The organism is Mesorhizobium sp. M1B.F.Ca.ET.045.04.1.1 (assembly GCF_003952465.1).
GTDB classification, from domain to species: Bacteria; Pseudomonadota; Alphaproteobacteria; order Rhizobiales; family Rhizobiaceae; genus Mesorhizobium; species Mesorhizobium shonense.
Map to the genome: position 1 here is coordinate 1,818,554 of NZ_CP034448.1, position 15,381 is coordinate 1,833,934.

Genomic DNA, 15,381 nt, shown 5'->3' on the forward strand with positions numbered 1-15,381 from the left:
AAACCCGTTGCGGATTGTTTAGCCATGGCCCGGCCCATCGACGAAGAAGATGAAGAGAAGCCGCTCGACCCCGCTGCCGAAAAGGTGCGCAGGAAGCTCATCCGCTTCATGATCGTCAATCTCGGCCTGCTGTTCCTCGCCCTTATGGTGGTGATCGGGGCGCTTGTCTACAAAGCCCGCAATGCGCCGGTTGCCGGATCGGCACCCGCCGGCGACGTCCAGGCCCCGGCCGGCGCGCCGCTCAGCGGCGACATCGTGCTGCCGGTCCGCGCCAGAGTGGTCAGCCAGTCGCTGTCCGGCAATCGGCTGTCGATCGATGCCGAGCTTGCCGACGGCAGCCGTTCCATCTTCGTCTACGACATTGCCGAGCGCCGCATGATCGGCAATCCGTAACAAATGAGCCCGCAACAAATGAGCGGCTTTGCCGAAAAACGCTGCATTGCGACGGTGGCGCTCGTCGTCGAAAACTATGACGAGGCGATCGCCTGGTATGTCGAGCGGCTCGGCTTCGTGCTGACCGACGATGTCGACCTCGGCGGCGGCAAGCGCTGGGTGACGGTCACGCCGGCAAATGGACAAGGCGCGCGGCTGTTGCTTGCGGAGGCTTCCGGCGAGACGCAGGCGAGCCGCATCGGCGACCAGACCGGCGGCAGGGTGTTTCTCTTCCTCGAGACGGACGACTTCGCGCGCGACCATCAGGCGATGCTTGGCAGGGGCGTCGAGTTTCGCGAGGCGCCGCGCTTCGAGGTCTATGGCACAGTGGCGGTGTTTGCCGATCTCTACGGCAATCTCTGGGACCTGATCGAGCCGAAACGGCAGGGTTGACAGGGGCAGTCTGCAAAGTCCGGGAACAGTCCGAAACCCCAGTTGCTTTTTCGATGCCGTCATCCTATGTAGCCGGTTCTTGAGCGCGCCCATCGTCTAGCGGTCAGGACACCGCCCTCTCACGGCGGGAACAGGGGTTCGATTCCCCTTGGGCGTACCAAGCTTTTCTCAGGATTTGCGCCGAGTCTATGTGCCGGCTTCGGTCTTTTCGCGGGACGCTTGCTCCAACAACCGCGATAGGTGTTGGAGGTGCATCGATTGGGCATCTTCAAGCAACTGCAGGAAGTTGGCCGCCTTCCCTCGCGGCAACCGACGGTGCTTTAGTGCAGCGATCCGCGCGCGCTGGCGCTTGATGTGCCGCTCAGCTTGCAGAACGTGCCGTTCCGCCATTTGGATGTCGTTCGCCAGTGCCATGAGCCGTAAACGGTCGGACGGGTAGGGGGTTCCGTCAGGGAAGACACCATCTGAAACGCGGCCCAGTGACTGGAGCCGATTCAGGCTAAAGCTGCCGGCGACGGATCGTTTCGGCGAGCTCACGCGATTGGGCTCGTTGGCGCCTCTCCCTCGAAGGGTGGAAGCCAGGAATAGTCGGCCCTTAGCACCGGCCAGCGAAGCTGCGTGCGACGCGCATGGCTGGGCTCTATTCCGGCAAGCCGAAAAGCGTTTGCGCGCCTGCTATTCCTCTTAGCGTATGACTGCCCATGGCGATCATCGGCTCGGTAGTTTCTGCCTCGAACACTGTCGACGCGAGCACCGTCCGTCCTAACGGCTTGCACAGCCCTTCGATGCGGCTAACAAGATTTACAGCCTTGCCGATCGCGGTGAAGTCCAACCTGCCGGCAGTGCCGATATTCCCCCAAAGTATCTCGCCGACATGCAGGCCAATGCCATATCCGAGCTCAGGGCCCCCATTGCGGCGGCGAGTTTGGTTGAGATGATCTATCCCGGCGCGCGTGGCCTTCACGGCGCGTACCGCCGCGTCACATGCGGCCCTTGCATCGCGCTCGCCAATCGGGAAAATCGCGAGGACGCCATCACCTATAAACTTGAGAACCTCGCCACCAAATGCGTGCACCGCGCCGGCGACACAATCGAACCAGGCATCAAGTACCGATACGATCTCGTCTGCATCCTGAACCTCGGATAGATCGGTGAAACCTCGAAGGTCCGCGCACAGAAGCGCAGCCCGTATCGTCTCTCCCTTTACTCGACGAGAATGACCGTTGAGCACATGTGCTGCACTGCGCTTTCCCAAATATGCTTCGAGCAATTCGCGTTTCGCAGACCGTTCTGCGAGTGCGGTCATCGGAGCCGCGGCAAACCGGGAGATTTGCCGCAGCAGCTCCGACTGCGCCTCATCCGGGGTGTGATCGAACGCCCACACCAAAGTCGGTGCGACACCGCCCGCTCCCTCGTCGAACACGATCGCCCGCGTCGTACCAAGCCACTCCCGCAGCACGAGCCGGGGATCGGCATTCTGGCGGTCGGCGCCTATTCCCAAAGCCTCGACCACTTCATCGCTAGGCGCTCGCCAGAGCCAGATGCGGCGTGAAATGATCGGGTTGGGAGCATCCTGCGCCAGCGCGCCGGCAATGATCGGCAAGCCGTCTTCCATCAAATGCGTTGAGAGCTGCAATAGAAGTCGCCCGCCGCCGCCAATATGCGCGGCGTCGTCCAGAAGGAATGAAAGCGAGTTTGCGAGAAGCATCGGTAGAAGGTCACTCGGCACCAGCTTATGCTTACGCCTCGAACATCTTCTTGCAACTCCCCACATTCGCTTCAATCATGCACGGCATTCGATGCGGATGTGACCTGGGCGGATGTGACCTGGAGTGAGCAATGGCGGAATCGGTTTACACAGAGATTGAGGTCGCGGCGCCACAGGCGACCGTGTTCGCGCTTTTGACGGATCCGGACCAGATCGTGCGATGGATCGGGACCGAAGCGAATTTGGATGCAACCCCGGGCGGTCTGTTCCTCGTCAATGTCGGTGGTCGCCATGTGGCGCGCGGTGAGTTCACCGAGGTGATCCCGGTCCACCGTCTTGCCTACAGTTTTGGCTGGGAAGACAACGAGACCGTGCCGCCCGGCTCCAGCCATGTCGAGATCGACCTGATCGCGAGGGATGCGGGGACACTGATCCGCTTCACGCACAGCGGACTGCCGAACGCAAAGGAGCGTGACAGCCATCGAAAGGGATGGGAGCACTACCTCTCAAGGCTGAAGATCACCGCCGATGGGGGACATGTCGATCCCGACGTGCCGATGAAGAACATGTGATTTACATCTAAGGGTCGCGCATTCTTCGGCGCCGGCAAGCACGGATCGCCGATCGGGCCGCCTGGGTCCTGAAGCACCAGCGCTTCTGGCGCAACGCCTCGGATTGAATTAGCATCCGCGCATCAAAAGCTCCGGCCGCATTCCTGCAGGATGCGGAATGCGGAGCGCAGGGAGCGAAGCCGGGCGGCGATCACGTGCCGAGCGCTGATCAAAATGCGACTGGGCATCTGAACCGGCGGCAAGGCGCGGGGTGTCCGGGAGGAGCCAGATGCAGAAACTACAATCGCAAGGCGTCCATCACATCACGCTGGTTGGTGCCAATCGCCAGACCTCGATCGATTTTTGGGAAGGCGTGCTTGGCATGCCCTTCATTTTCGAGCAGCCCAATCTCGACAAGGCGAGCGAAAGCCACCTCTATTTCGACCCCGGCGACGGCCGGCTGATCACGGTCTTCGCCGACGAGAGCCGCGAGGCGGTCAAGCGGCGCACGCCGACCGATACGGGCTGCGTCCACCACATCGCGTTCTCGGTGTCGCGGGTGACCTTCCTGCAGGCGGTCGCCCGGCTCGACGAGCGCGCCATCAAGCACAGTGGCGTCAAGGATCGCGGCTTCATGGATTCGATCTATTTCGAGGATCCGCTCGGCCTTCTGATCGAGCTCGCCTCGTACCGCTTCGAGCCGCCGGCCGGTTTCACCCATGCCGACGTGCTGATGGCGGCGCACAAGATCCGCGTCGCGCGCGGCGACTACAACATCGCCGAAGTGCACCTTGCCGACGCCATCCAGGCGCTGGTCGAGCGATCGCGCGAAACATTGTCCGAGAACCGGGCGGCGAAGAATCCATACTGAACAGGTCAGAGGGAGGACCAAGATGGCAAAGACAGCCACAAAAGGAACCAAGAAGGTAACGGCCAAACCAACAGCGAGGCTGGCGGCGAAAGCCGCGGCAAAGGCCGCGCCCAAAGCGGCGGCAAAAGCCGCACCTAAAGCGACGGCAAAGGCCGCGCCTAAAGCGACGGCAAAAGCCAAGGCGAAGCCAGCCAGGAAAGCTGGCGTGAAACTCAGCATGCTGAGGCCGAGCGTCAACAACATGACGGTCAGGGTGTTCACGCGTGCGGCTGGGCTCGACCATTCCGAGACCGACGCCTGGGGCCTGACGCGCACGCCTGAATTCCTGGCGCGCAACCCGGCGCATCTGACGCCGATGATCGAGGACAAAGGTCTTCCCAGGGGCGTGCTCTGGGAGAGCTGCGCCATCATGCAGTATCTCGCCAACAAGCACGGGCTCGATAAGTTCTATCCGAAGGCGCCGGCCAAGCGGGCAATGGTCGACAGCGCCATGTTCTACCTGGTCGGCACGCTCTATCCCTATGTGGCCAGAGCCACCTATCCGGCGCTCGGCTTTCCGCAATATGCCGGCGAGGTCGGCCATAGCGACGCCCACCCCGACAGGAAATCGGAGGCGCAGAAGGCGGCTGCCGCGGCGATCGCCGAGCCGCTGGAGGTGTTTCACTCCTTCTTCAGGGACGGCAAGCCGTTCATCGGCGGTGCCAACCCGTCGATCGCAGACATCCGGCTGGCGGCGACGCTCGAATTCCTGGCCGTCATCGACTACGCGCTGCCCAAATGGGCGAAGGACTATATGGCCGCGATCGAGAAGAAGCTCGGCAATGCCTATGCAGAGCCGGCCGGCGACGTGCGCGGCTACATCGCCCATGTGAAGACGCAGGCCACGGCTTGAGAAACCCGTGGGATTAGGGATTCGTTAACCAAAGCCCTGTCTAGTGTCTCAGTCCTCGCTGCGACCACGGATGTACTGGCGCGATGCCGAGGCTAGGGAAAGGTCGGCTCATTGCCGGCCTTTTGCTTTTCCGGCGACGGTCGTGCCGGCATCACGCCAACATGATTTTGCCGGGGTCAACCGCGTTGAAATCCTATTGTCATCCTCCTCGTTGATCGTACCATACCGGCAAGCGAATGGGCGAATTGGCGAATGGGCGAATTGGCGAAAGCGAGGAGGACCAGCGATGAGAGGCATGGCTAGATATTCGGCGATTGCCGGCGCGCTGCTGGCGCTGCCCCTTCCGGCCAATGCCACGCCGCTCAACACCATGAATGAGGTCGGCGTCGCCCTGCAGGCGTGCTGGACCCCGCCTGCCAATTCCGGGAATTCCTCGGTCACCTTGAGCTTCAGCTTCAAGCGCGACGGCACGCTGATCGGCCCGCCGAAGCCAACGGCCATCAAGGTCAGCGGCGATGACAAAGCGCGTCAGGCGTTTGTCGACGCGGCGACGGCCGCCTTGCGCAATTGCCTGCCGCTCAGCTTTTCGCCGGCACTGGCGCAGGGAATTCCGGGAAAGGTCTTTACACTTCAGTTCAATTCGCCAAAAGATAACGCCAAAGCAGTCCAGCAATAGAATTGCCGAACGGCTCAATTTAGCTTTGCGCAATTCCGAACCGAAAACCGTTATGCTTTTTTAGGGAACCGCACTACGCCGCATTGCGCGGTCGCCGCGCATTTGCGTGCTTTTCCAGTTCCGGCATCTCGAAGACATAGTCGTTCCAGGCCGATTCCGGAACCTGCCCGGCCAGATAGCATTCCAGCAGCAGATTTTGCTCCGGTGTCAGATGCCTCGGCGCCCGCTCGTGATCCAGTCCAAGCGAATGGATCAGGTTCCTGGTCAGGCCAGAGACGGTGAAGTGAACAGACATCTTCAGCCTCCTCGGTGCTGCGAGAATAACGTCAGATGCCGGTCAAAGGTTTCATCGGCAGTCCGCGATCGAGCGCGGCTGGACGTCGATACGAGACGTCGATCGATTCGGATGGCTTTTTCGGCCACTGTCTCAATCTTGAAATGAAAGTGTAATATTCATTTTACAAGACCGAGCATAACACTCATAGTGCAAAGCTGTGTTGGGCGCTTTACCTTTTAAGACGTGACGATAAACTCATTTAGCCAAGGCTTATGTATGCTTAGAGCTTGGATGAGTTTTAGAAGGGCGGCAACCAATGATGTGTCTGCGGTTCCTCAAGGTCTCTCTCTTGGCTGTTACTGCGTTGCTGGCATTGGCAACAGTTTCCTACGCTGACGTTTGCAGCGCGCTCAAAAGCCAGATGCTTGCCGGCGGGCGCGGCTCGGCCAATCCGGAACTTGCCCAACTGCGGCGCCAGCTCGGCGCGATCCAGGGCATCGAAAGACAGCGGCGCTGCACCGCCAGCAGCGCGATGGGCGGCTTCTTCAACGCCTGCGCCGACCTCGCCAGAAGCAAGGCCGAGGTACAGCACCGGATCGCCTCCATCGGCAGCCCGGGCCGTGACGACCCGCAGGCGAGATATGTCGCGCTGGGCTGCCAGTCCGCGCCCAAGCGGCAGTCGGCGGAACCAGCGCCGATGCAATCTTCCGGCACGACGTTCGGCGGCAATGCGATGCTGTTTTGTGTGCGCCTTTCGGACGGCTACTTCTTCCCGGCGCCGAACTCGCAATTCGCGCGAGGGCGCCGATCTCAAGGACACGGTCGATCAGTGCCGCTATATCTGCGACGATCCGGGTGTCGACCTCTACGCGCTGAGCGATCCGAACCTGGAGACCGACCAGATGGTTGCTGTCGAGACGCGCAAGCCGTACACCGAGCTTCCAGCCGCTTTCCGGTATCGCGACGACGCCAATTTCAAGTCTTGCGATCTCAAGCGCTACCATCAACGCGTGGCCGAGCTCAGGGCGCGCACCGTGACCCCGGGCAACATGCAAAACGCCATAATCCCGCTGCCGACGGCAAAGCCCGATCTCGGCACGGTTTCGGATATTCCATCGCCCTCGGACGCTGATGCCGAGGTCCATGCGGCCGCAGCCGATGCAGGCGCGGCGGAGGGCCAGACGCCGACCGGGCCGGTCGGATCGCGGCGGGTGCGGGTGGTCGGCCCCGCCTTTTTCCCGGCGGATTGATCCCGGCCGGCAGCTTCGACCGCAATCGCCGGGGACTAGTCTAGTCGCACACGACGCGAAAGCGCTTGCCGGGTTCGCTGATATTGCGGCAGGCCAGCGCCTTCTCCGGACCGGCAAACGTATCCTGCGGCTGCGCATTCGCCGGCGGCTTTGCCGGAGGCGGCTTCCGATATCTGCGCGGCGCCGATCTTGCCGCCTCGGGCGGCGCTGGAAAGACGCCGACGGCGACAGGTGGCGAGCTTGACTGCGCCTGCTGCGGAGGCTTGTCCCAGACACGCCTGACGTCGAGCTGCCGTGGAATGATCACCGTGCCGTCGTCGCTGCGCGCGCAGCCGCTTGCGGCAAGCAGCGCCGGGCACAGAACAAAAGTCAGCATTCGACCGAGCATCAGCAATCTACCCCCACGGGCTTTATAGCCCGGTAGCGCTGGTCCGCCAACGGACGGATTACCGCAGCAGGCATCGGACCAGCGTCCGATTTGACGCGTGTGGCTCTGAAACGGATCCATACGACGAGCTTGTCTTTTGTTTTCGATGCATGTCGTTTTCGCAAAACCGCTGCGCACTTTTGCGCGACACGCATCAACGGCATCGGCTGTGTTCGGTTGCGAATCGTTAAGGTTAGCGGATCGTTAATGCTTGTCGGGCACATTCCGCCGACGAACCGGCGAGGGTTCGGCCTGGGGGTAGGAATGGCTGATACGGACGGGACTTTCGGGACGGGCGACGCTCGCGATTCCCAAAGGACGGTTGCGGGCGGCGGCGAAACATCCGCCGGAGCACAGCAGGCGGCAGGGACTTCGGAAGCGCTCGCCAACCTTCGCTTGATGGTCGATTCGATGCCGATCGGCGTCATCGTCCTCGATGCCGATCTCAGGGCGGAGATCATCAACCGCGCCTTCTACGACTTCTGGAAGATCGATCCGCGCCGCGCCACGGTCGGCTGCGGCTTTCGCGAACTGATGGCGGCGAGCCGCGACGCCGACCCCTATGGCGACGACGAAGCGGAATGGCAGCGCCACATTGCCGGACGCGAGGCGGAAATCCGGGCAGGCGTCGCCGGCTCCAGGCAGTTGCCGCGCAATGACGGCCGCACGCTGATCGCGTCGCTGGCACCGCTTGCCGGCGGCAAGCGATTGATCTCCTATGTCGACATCACCGACATGAAGCATCGCGAGACCGAGGCCGAGGACGCGCGCAAGAATCTTGCCACGGTGCTGGAGTCGCTGCCGGCCGGCGTCATCATCTACGACCGCGACGACCGCTTCGTCTTCGCCAACCACAAGCTGCAGGATACGCTGCCGGCCTTGAAGCCGGCCTGGCAGCCGGGCCGCAGCTTCCGCGAGGCGCTCGCACTCGGGCATTCCGTCGGCTATTTCCAGTCGAGCGGCGACCTTGAGATCGATAGTCTCTACAATGTCGATACCGAGCGCTGGCTCGACGCCATGCTCAAGCGTTACCGCCTGCCCAATTCGTCCTATGAGCGGCTCAATGCCGACGGACGCTGGTACCAGGTCTACGACATGCGCACCGATGACGGCACGTTCATCGGCGTTCGTGTCGACATTACCGACCTCAAGACACGGGAGAAGGCGCTGCGCGACTCGATGCGCCAGATCGACCTTTACCGCCATGTCATGGACGAACTGCCGGTGGCGGCCTTCATCAAGGCCGAGGATCTCAGCATCGAATTCGTCAACAAGGCCTGGTGCGCGCTGACGGGCATCGCCAAGGAAGACGTCATCGGCAAGACGGACCGCCAGCTTTTCGGTTCCGGGGACGCCGAGAGCTACAGCCATGACGACACCGAGGTCGTGGCCACCGGCAATGGGCGCGAGGTCGAGGAGCCCGTCACTCATCGCGACGGCACGGTGCGGCAACTGATGACACGCAAGAGCCGCCTCGTCGCCGTCGACGGATCGGTGCATCTGGTCGGCTCCAGCACCGACATCACCGACGTCAAGGCGCGCGAGCGGGCGCTCAAGGAAAGCATGAGCGAGAACGAGGTGTTCCGCAGCCTGATCGACAACGTGCCGGTGTCGATCTACGCCAAGCGCTCGGATCTGAGGCAATTCTACGTCAACAAGGGCTGGTGCGACCTCACCGGCTTCAGCAAGGAAGAGGCGATCGGCAAGACCGATGTCGAGATATTCGGCGCGGACGGCGAAGCCTTCATCGCGGGGGACCTCGCGGTGCTGCGCACCGGCGAGACGCAGGAGATCGAGGAAAAGGTGACGATGCCCGATGGCAGCGTGCGCCACCAGTTCGCGCGCAAGGGCGCGATGATCGCGTCCGACGGCTCGCTCTATCTGATCGGATCGACCACGGACATAACGGAACTGAAACAGCGCGAGGCCGAGCTTAGCGAGGCGCGCCAGCGCGCCGTGCTCGCCGACCGCGCCAAGTCGGAGTTCCTCGCCAATATGAGCCATGAAATCCGCACGCCGATGAACGGCGTGCTCGGCATGGCCGAGCTGCTCGCCAAGTCGGACCTCGACCCGAAGCAGAAGACGTTCACCGACATCATCGTCAAATCGGGCAACGCGCTGCTCACCATCATCAACGACATCCTCGACTTCTCCAAGATCGACGCCGGCCAGCTGGTCCTCGATCCGGCGCCCTTCAATCTCGCCGAGGCGATCGAGGATGTGGCGACGCTGGTTTCGACGCGCGCCAAGGAAAAGGACCTCGAGCTCATCGTCCGCGTCCAGCCGGGGCTCGACGGGCAATTCGTCGGCGATGTCGGCCGCCTCAGGCAGATCGTCACCAATCTACTCGGCAACGCGGTAAAATTCACCGACGAGGGCCACGTTCTGGTCGACGTCACCGGCGAGCGGGTTCCGGCGGGCACCAGGCTCACCATCTCGATCACCGATACGGGCATCGGCATTCCCGAGGGCAAGCTGAAGCTGGTGTTCGAGAAGTTCAGCCAGGTCGACACCTCCTCGACAAGGCGGCACGAAGGCACCGGGCTCGGCCTTGCCATCACTTCGCGGCTGGTCGGGATGATGGGCGGCGAGATCGGCGTCGACAGCGCCGAAGGCAAGGGCTCGACCTTCTGGTTCACCGTCACGCTGCCGCGGGCCGAACAGGGCGGGCAGCGGATCATGCCGGTCGACGTCACCGGCGCGCGCGTGCTGATCGTCGACGACAATGCCGTCAACCGCTCGATCCTCAGCGAGCAGATGGCCTCGTGGACCTTCGATTCCTGCGCGGCGGAAAGCGGCGCCGAGGGAATGAAGGTGCTGATCGCCGCCGCCGCCTACGGCGTGCCTGTCGACTGCGTCGTGCTCGACTACCAGATGCCGGGCATGACCGGCGCCGAAATGGCACGCATCCTGCGCAACACCGCCGGCCTCGCGCACACGCCGATCATCATGCTGACCTCGGTCGACCAGTCGCTCGCCAGCGCAGCCTATCGCGATCTCGGCATCGATGCGCAGCTGATCAAGCCGGCGCGCTCCTCCATCCTTTTGGAGACGCTGGTCGCCACCATCCAGCGCCATCGCCACAGCACCGCGGCCACCCATCCGCCTTTGGCCGGCAGCGTCGGGACAGGGTCCGGCGCGCCGCGATCGCCGATGGCGCAGGCAACGGCATCGGACCGCGTCCTGCTGCAGCCGCCGCCGGCGCGTGCCCGTCCGCGCCCGGCCGGCGTGGAGCGCGGGCTCGACATCCTCGTCGCCGAGGACAATGAGGTGAACCAGCTGGTGTTCACGCAAATCCTCGGCGAGACCGGCTATCATTTCGAGATCGTCGGCAATGGCCGCAAGGCGCTCGACGCCTTCGGCAAGCTCAATCCGCGCATGATCCTGATGGATGTGTCGATGCCGGAGATGAGCGGGCTGGAGGCGACCGCGGCCATCCGCCAACTCGAAGCCGAGATGGGGACGCGTGTGCCGATCGTCGGCGTCACGGCGCACGCGCTGAAAGGGGACCGCGAACGCTGTCTGGAAGCCGGTATGGACGACTATCTGCCGAAGCCGATCAGCCCGAAGGCGCTGCTCGAGAAGCTCGAAAGATGGCTCGGGTCCGACGCGGAAGCCCGGCGCAGCGCCGGCTAACAGACGGCTGTTAGCGGCGTCATTCACGGGCATCGTCCGCAGACGTATGGTGTGATCGCACCATATCAAAGCGAAAGCCGAGCCGGAACAATAGCGGCTGTCGATTCCGCCCTTCGGTTACGGGCGGGAGCAGCGACCGCCGGCAAGGAACAGCGTCGACTCTACCCCAACGGACCTGTTTTCGGCGATGGCTATGCCATGATCCGCTCTGGCATTCGGGCAACGCGCTCTCGTCCGGCTTTTATTTCCCGGCGGCCGAAATTTCGGCCGCCGGGATAATTTTTTGATTCAAAAGTCAGACAAGTTGCTGATTCCCGCGGCAAACTCCGGCTGGCCGGCAAAAGGCGGCCGCAGGCCTCTCCAGCTATCCCTGTTCGGACGTTACCGGGCTGACACGAAACTGTCATGCGACTGTAATAATCGAGGGCTATTGCCCACACCGGGCGCCGGCAGAAGGCGGTGCCAAGAGACCATATTCCGAACAGGAGCAGGCCACATGAGACATTTCATCCGCTCGGCGGCCGTTGCGATTGCAATGGCTGCGGCATCGACCCTTAGCGTTTCCGCCGCGATGGCTGCCGATATCTCCGGCGCCGGCGCCACCTTCCCCTATCCGATCTATGCCAAGTGGGCCGACGCCTACAAGAAGGAGACCGGCACTGGTCTGAACTACCAGTCGATCGGCTCCGGCGGCGGCATCAAGCAGATCAAGGCCAAGACCGTGACCTTCGGCGCTTCCGATGCGCCGCTCAAGGGCGATGAACTTGAGTCCACCGGGCTGGCGCAGTTCCCGATGGTGATGGGCGGCATCGTTCCGGTCGTCAATCTCGAAGGCGTCAAGCCGGGCGAGCTCGTGCTCGACGGTCCGACGCTGGCCGACATCTTCATCGGCAAGATCACCAACTGGAACGACGCGGCGATCAAGAAGCTCAATCCCGACGTCAAGCTGCCCGACCAGGCGATCGCGGTCGTCCACCGTTCGGACGGCTCGGGCACTACGTTCAACTTCAGCTACTATCTGGGCGATGTCAGCGCCGACTGGAAGTCGAAGGTTGGCGTCGACAAGGCGCTCGAGTGGCCGGTGGGCATCGGCGCCAAGGGCAACGAAGGCGTCGCCAACAACGTCTCGCAGACCGGTGGCGCGATAGGCTATGTCGAATACGCCTATGCCAAGCAGAACAAGCTCACCTACACCGACCTGATCAACAAGGACGGCAAGAAGGTCGAGCCGACCGCAGCGGCGTTCTCGGCCGCCGCAGCCAATGCCGACTGGAGCTCGCAGCCGGGTTACGGCGTCATCCTGGCCAACCAGCCGGGCGCCGAATCCTGGCCGATGACGTCGGCCACCTGGATCCTCGTCTACAAGAAGCCCGACGATGCGGCCGCCACCGGCGAAGCGCTCAAGTTCTTCGCCTGGTCCTACGCCAAGGGCGACGACATGGCTGCCGAGCTCGACTATGTTGCGATGCCCGACGCGGTCGTGAAGAGCGTCGAGGAAATGTGGGGCAAGGACATCGTCGACAGCAACGGCAAGCCGCTCTACTCCGGCATGTAATTGCTACGGAATGGGGAGGGCGCCTCCAGCGCCCTCCCGTCTCTTTCGAAATGCGAGGGGCGAAATGACAGCCGTTTCCGAAGCCGTGACATCGTCCGCCATGCGGACCAGAGAAGCGACCGTGCGCCGCTTCGCCCTCACCGACACGATCTTCCGCACGGCCACGCGCCTTTCCGCCATCCTCGTGCTGGTCCTGCTCGGCGGGGTCGCGATCTCGCTGATCGCCGGCTCGTGGGAGGCGCTGTCGAAGTTCGGCTTCTCCTTCCTGACCACTGAATCCTGGAACCCGGTCACCGAGAATTTCGGCGCCCTGGCGCCGATCTACGGCACCATCGTCACCTCTGCCATCGCCATTCTCATCGCCGTGCCGATCGGCATCGGCATCGCCGTCTTCCTGACCGAGCTCTGCCCGCGCCCGCTCAGGCGGCCGATCGGCATCGCGGTCGAACTGCTCGCCGGCATTCCCTCGATCATCTACGGCATCTGGGGCCTGTTCGTCTTCGCGCCGTTCCTGCAGACGACGGTGCAACCCTTCATCATCAATCTTTTCCACGGCATACCAGGCCTCTCCAGCCTGTTTGCCGGCCCGCCCTACGGCATCGGCCTGCTGACGTCGTCGCTCATCCTCGCCATCATGGTGCTGCCTTTCATCACCTCGATCACCAAGGACGTGTTCGACACGGTGCCGGCGGTGCTGAAGGAATCGGCCTACGGCATCGGCTGCACGACCTGGGAAGTGACCCGGCGCGTGACCATTCCCTATACCCGCGTCGGCATCATGGGCGGCGTCATGCTCGGCCTCGGCCGCGCGCTCGGCGAGACGATGGCCGTCACCTTCGTCATCGGCAACGCGCATCGCATCAGCGCCTCGCTGTTTGCGCCGGGCACGACGATCTCGGCGACCATCGCCAACGAATTCACCGAGGCCGACGGCGAGCTCTATACATCCTCGCTGGTGTCGCTCGGCCTGATCCTGTTCATCATCACCTTCATCATCCTCGCGCTCGCACGCTACATGCTGTTGCGCATCGATAGCCGCACCGGAGCCTGACCGATGTCGACAGCCGCATCGCTCCACCGACGCCGCAAGCGCAAGAATGCCGTGATGATGGCGCTGTGCGTCATCGCGGCCGGCATCGGCCTCGCCTGGCTGGCGCTGATCCTCGGCGCGCTGCTCTACAAGGGGCTCTCCGGCGTCTCGCTTTCGGTGTTCACGGAAATGACGCCGCCGCCGGGCGACGCCGGCGGCCTGCTCAACGCCATCTACGGCAGCATCGTGATGACCATCATCGGCATCATCGTCGGCACGCCGATCGGCGTGCTTGCCGGAACCTACATGGCCGAATACGGGCGCTTCTCGCGTCTCACCACGGTGGTGCGTTTCATCAACGACATCCTGCTGTCGGCGCCGTCGATCATCGTCGGCCTGTTCGTCTATGAGCTGATGGTGCGCCCGATGGGGCATTTCTCGGCGATCGCCGGCGCGGTTGCGCTGTCCATCCTGGTGATCCCCGTCGTGGTGCGCACCACCGAGGACATGCTCAACCTGGTGCCCAACGCGCTGCGCGAAGCCGGCACCGCCATCGGCGCGCCGCGCTGGGTGGTGATCCGTTCGGTCGCCTATCGCGCCGCACTGTCCGGCATCGTCACCGGCATTTTGCTGGCCATCGCCCGCATTTCCGGCGAGACGGCGCCGCTGCTCTTCACCGCGCTCAACAACCAGTTCTGGTCGAGCAATCTCAACGCGCCGATGGCCAGCCTGCCGGTGACCATCTTCCAGTTTGCGCTCAGCCCCTATGAGGAATGGCAGCAGTTGGCCTGGACGGGCGCACTCATAATCACCCTGACGGTTCTCGGGCTGAGCATCTTCGCCCGCAGCCTTACCGGACGCAGAGAGGACAGATGAAACCGATGTTGTCCACCGACCTGAACGTAGCCGACACTGCCGTCGAGAAGGCCAAGATCGAGGTCAAGAACCTCAACTTCTACTATGGCCAGTCGAAGGCGCTGAAGGACATCAACCTGTCGCTGCCCGAACGCAGCGTCACCGCCTTCATCGGGCCGTCGGGCTGCGGGAAGTCGACGCTGCTGCGCGTGCTGAACCGCATCTACGAGCTCTATCCGAAGCAGAGCGCCGAGGGCCAGGTGCTGCTCGACGGCAAGAACATCCTCGACCGTTCGCAGGACCTCAACCTGCTCAGGACCAAGATAGGCATGGTGTTCCAGAAGCCGACGCCGTTCCCGATGTCGATCTACGAGAACATCGCCTTCGGCGTCAGGCTGTATGAGAAGATCAGCAAGGCCGAGATGGACAACCGCGTCGAGCAGGCGCTGAAGCGCGCGGCGCTGTGGAACGAGGTCAAGGACAAGCTCAACGCCAGCGGCCAGAGCCTTTCCGGCGGTCAGCAGCAGCGGCTCTGCATCGCCCGCACGGTGGCGGTGAAGCCGGAGGTCATCCTGCTCGACGAGCCGGCCTCGGCGCTCGATCCTTTGTCGACCGCCAAGATCGAGGAACTGATCGACGAACTGCAGGCCGACTACACGATCGTGATCGTCACCCACAACATGCAGCAGGCGGCGCGCGTGTCGCGGCAGACGGCGTTCATGTATTTGGGCGAGCTGGTCGAGTTCGACCGGACCGAGAAGATCTTCACCTCGCCCCGCGAGAAGCGCACGCAGGACTACATCACCGGCCGCTTCGGCTGAGTTCATA

Annotated in this window: 17 protein-coding genes and 1 tRNA gene; 13 read left to right on the top strand and 5 right to left on the bottom strand. The window is 63.0% G+C overall.

Going from position 1 to position 15,381, the window contains the following annotated elements:
- Positions 1 to 24 precede the first annotated feature (24 nt).
- The 3 genes from EJ071_RS08895 (at position 25) to EJ071_RS08905 (ending at position 985) form a co-directional block, all read left to right on the top strand.
- Positions 25 to 393 carry a fimbrial protein gene (locus EJ071_RS08895; RefSeq protein ID WP_126097542.1) on the top strand — a complete coding sequence of 123 codons (369 nt, stop codon included), beginning with the start codon at positions 25 to 27 and terminating at the stop codon, positions 391 to 393.
- A gap of 18 nt (positions 394 to 411) precedes the next feature.
- Complete coding sequence (locus EJ071_RS08900) at positions 412 to 825, top strand: VOC family protein (protein WP_126097543.1); 414 nt, start codon at positions 412 to 414, stop codon at positions 823 to 825.
- Positions 826 to 910: 85 nt separating this feature from the next.
- Positions 911 to 985 (top strand) — tRNA-Glu (locus EJ071_RS08905).
- Positions 986 to 1,011: 26 nt separating this feature from the next.
- On the opposite strand, the gene EJ071_RS08910 is transcribed toward EJ071_RS08905, so the two are convergent.
- Both EJ071_RS08910 and EJ071_RS08915 read right to left on the bottom strand, forming a co-directional pair.
- Complete coding sequence (locus EJ071_RS08910) at positions 1,012 to 1,362, bottom strand: hypothetical protein (protein WP_126097544.1); 351 nt, start codon at positions 1,360 to 1,362, stop codon at positions 1,012 to 1,014.
- 103 nt (positions 1,363 to 1,465) lie between these two features.
- Positions 1,466 to 2,533, bottom strand: coding sequence for an adenylate/guanylate cyclase domain-containing protein (locus EJ071_RS08915; RefSeq protein ID WP_126097545.1), 1,068 nt, complete (start codon positions 2,531 to 2,533; stop codon positions 1,466 to 1,468).
- Positions 2,534 to 2,664: 131 nt separating this feature from the next.
- On the opposite strand from EJ071_RS08915, the gene EJ071_RS08920 reads away from it, so the two are divergent.
- The 4 genes from EJ071_RS08920 to EJ071_RS08935 all read left to right on the top strand — a co-directional run bounded on the left by EJ071_RS08920 (position 2,665) and on the right by EJ071_RS08935 (position 5,523).
- Complete coding sequence (locus EJ071_RS08920; protein WP_126097546.1) at positions 2,665 to 3,105, top strand: SRPBCC family protein; 441 nt, start codon at positions 2,665 to 2,667, stop codon at positions 3,103 to 3,105.
- A 268-nt stretch (positions 3,106 to 3,373) separates the two neighbouring features.
- Positions 3,374 to 3,955: a VOC family protein gene (locus EJ071_RS08925; RefSeq protein ID WP_126097547.1), complete on the top strand. Its 582-nt coding sequence runs from the start codon at positions 3,374 to 3,376 to the stop codon at positions 3,953 to 3,955.
- Between the two features lie 22 nt (positions 3,956 to 3,977).
- Entirely contained in the window at positions 3,978 to 4,847 is an 870-nt protein-coding gene (locus EJ071_RS08930) for a glutathione S-transferase family protein (RefSeq protein WP_126097548.1), read from the top strand.
- Between the two features lie 286 nt (positions 4,848 to 5,133).
- Positions 5,134 to 5,523 (top strand): hypothetical protein, encoded by a 390-nt coding sequence (locus EJ071_RS08935; RefSeq protein ID WP_126102514.1) that lies wholly within the window; start codon positions 5,134 to 5,136, stop codon positions 5,521 to 5,523.
- 73 nt (positions 5,524 to 5,596) lie between these two features.
- Here EJ071_RS08935 and EJ071_RS08940 read toward each other — a convergent pair whose 3' ends face one another.
- Both EJ071_RS08940 and EJ071_RS39325 read right to left on the bottom strand, forming a co-directional pair.
- Entirely contained in the window at positions 5,597 to 5,818 is a 222-nt protein-coding gene (locus tag EJ071_RS08940) for a hypothetical protein (protein ID WP_126097549.1), read from the bottom strand.
- Positions 5,819 to 6,098: 280 nt separating this feature from the next.
- Positions 6,099 to 6,392: a hypothetical protein gene (locus EJ071_RS39325; protein WP_245460177.1), complete on the bottom strand. Its 294-nt coding sequence runs from the start codon at positions 6,390 to 6,392 to the stop codon at positions 6,099 to 6,101.
- A 151-nt stretch (positions 6,393 to 6,543) separates the two neighbouring features.
- On the opposite strand from EJ071_RS39325, the gene EJ071_RS39330 reads away from it, so the two are divergent.
- Positions 6,544 to 7,050 carry a DUF2865 domain-containing protein gene (locus EJ071_RS39330; RefSeq protein WP_245460178.1) on the top strand — a complete coding sequence of 169 codons (507 nt, stop codon included), beginning with the start codon at positions 6,544 to 6,546 and terminating at the stop codon, positions 7,048 to 7,050.
- Positions 7,051 to 7,090: 40 nt separating this feature from the next.
- On the opposite strand, the gene EJ071_RS08950 is transcribed toward EJ071_RS39330, so the two are convergent.
- Positions 7,091 to 7,426, bottom strand: coding sequence for a hypothetical protein (locus tag EJ071_RS08950; RefSeq protein WP_245460179.1), 336 nt, complete (start codon positions 7,424 to 7,426; stop codon positions 7,091 to 7,093).
- Positions 7,427 to 7,741: 315 nt separating this feature from the next.
- Between EJ071_RS08950 and EJ071_RS08955 the strand changes: the two genes are divergently transcribed.
- The 5 genes from EJ071_RS08955 (at position 7,742) to pstB (ending at position 15,374) form a co-directional block, all read left to right on the top strand.
- Positions 7,742 to 11,113 carry a response regulator gene (locus EJ071_RS08955; protein WP_245460180.1) on the top strand — a complete coding sequence of 1,124 codons (3,372 nt, stop codon included), beginning with the start codon at positions 7,742 to 7,744 and terminating at the stop codon, positions 11,111 to 11,113.
- 496 nt (positions 11,114 to 11,609) lie between these two features.
- The gene (pstS, locus tag EJ071_RS08960) at positions 11,610 to 12,668 is read left to right on the top strand and encodes a phosphate ABC transporter substrate-binding protein PstS (protein WP_126097551.1); all 1,059 of its coding nucleotides are present in this window, start codon (positions 11,610 to 11,612) and stop codon (positions 12,666 to 12,668) included.
- Between the two features lie 64 nt (positions 12,669 to 12,732).
- The gene (pstC, locus tag EJ071_RS08965; RefSeq protein WP_126097552.1) at positions 12,733 to 13,719 is read left to right on the top strand and encodes a phosphate ABC transporter permease subunit PstC; all 987 of its coding nucleotides are present in this window, start codon (positions 12,733 to 12,735) and stop codon (positions 13,717 to 13,719) included.
- A gap of 3 nt (positions 13,720 to 13,722) precedes the next feature.
- Positions 13,723 to 14,574 carry a phosphate ABC transporter permease PstA gene (pstA, locus tag EJ071_RS08970; protein ID WP_126097553.1) on the top strand — a complete coding sequence of 284 codons (852 nt, stop codon included), beginning with the start codon at positions 13,723 to 13,725 and terminating at the stop codon, positions 14,572 to 14,574.
- A complete protein-coding gene (gene pstB / locus EJ071_RS08975; RefSeq protein ID WP_126097554.1) occupies positions 14,571 to 15,374 on the top strand; it encodes a phosphate ABC transporter ATP-binding protein PstB in 804 nt (267 codons plus the stop codon). The genes pstA and pstB overlap by 4 nt, the downstream gene beginning before the upstream one ends.
- The last annotated feature ends 7 nt before the right edge of the window (positions 15,375 to 15,381 follow it).

What these genes read in the sequence shown, in the direction of transcription:
- pstB (WP_126097554.1), top strand. Translation starts at nt 14,571, where the DNA reads ATGAAACCGATGTTGTCCACCGACCTGAACGTAGCCGACACTGCCGTC.
- EJ071_RS08900 (WP_126097543.1), top strand. Translation starts at nt 412, where the DNA reads ATGAGCGGCTTTGCCGAAAAACGCTGCATTGCGACGGTGGCGCTCGTC.
- EJ071_RS08950 (WP_245460179.1), bottom strand. Translation starts at nt 7,426, where the DNA reads ATGCTGACTTTTGTTCTGTGCCCGGCGCTGCTTGCCGCAAGCGGCTGC.
- EJ071_RS08940 (WP_126097549.1), bottom strand. Translation starts at nt 5,818, where the DNA reads ATGTCTGTTCACTTCACCGTCTCTGGCCTGACCAGGAACCTGATCCAT.
- EJ071_RS08920 (WP_126097546.1), top strand. Translation starts at nt 2,665, where the DNA reads ATGGCGGAATCGGTTTACACAGAGATTGAGGTCGCGGCGCCACAGGCG.
- pstS (WP_126097551.1), top strand. Translation starts at nt 11,610, where the DNA reads ATGAGACATTTCATCCGCTCGGCGGCCGTTGCGATTGCAATGGCTGCG.
- EJ071_RS08915 (WP_126097545.1), bottom strand. Translation starts at nt 2,533, where the DNA reads ATGCTTCTCGCAAACTCGCTTTCATTCCTTCTGGACGACGCCGCGCAT.
- EJ071_RS08895 (WP_126097542.1), top strand. Translation starts at nt 25, where the DNA reads ATGGCCCGGCCCATCGACGAAGAAGATGAAGAGAAGCCGCTCGACCCC.
- pstA (WP_126097553.1), top strand. Translation starts at nt 13,723, where the DNA reads ATGTCGACAGCCGCATCGCTCCACCGACGCCGCAAGCGCAAGAATGCC.
- EJ071_RS08955 (WP_245460180.1), top strand. Translation starts at nt 7,742, where the DNA reads ATGGCTGATACGGACGGGACTTTCGGGACGGGCGACGCTCGCGATTCC.
- pstC (WP_126097552.1), top strand. Translation starts at nt 12,733, where the DNA reads ATGACAGCCGTTTCCGAAGCCGTGACATCGTCCGCCATGCGGACCAGA.
- EJ071_RS08925 (WP_126097547.1), top strand. Translation starts at nt 3,374, where the DNA reads ATGCAGAAACTACAATCGCAAGGCGTCCATCACATCACGCTGGTTGGT.
- EJ071_RS08930 (WP_126097548.1), top strand. Translation starts at nt 3,978, where the DNA reads ATGGCAAAGACAGCCACAAAAGGAACCAAGAAGGTAACGGCCAAACCA.
- EJ071_RS08935 (WP_126102514.1), top strand. Translation starts at nt 5,134, where the DNA reads ATGAGAGGCATGGCTAGATATTCGGCGATTGCCGGCGCGCTGCTGGCG.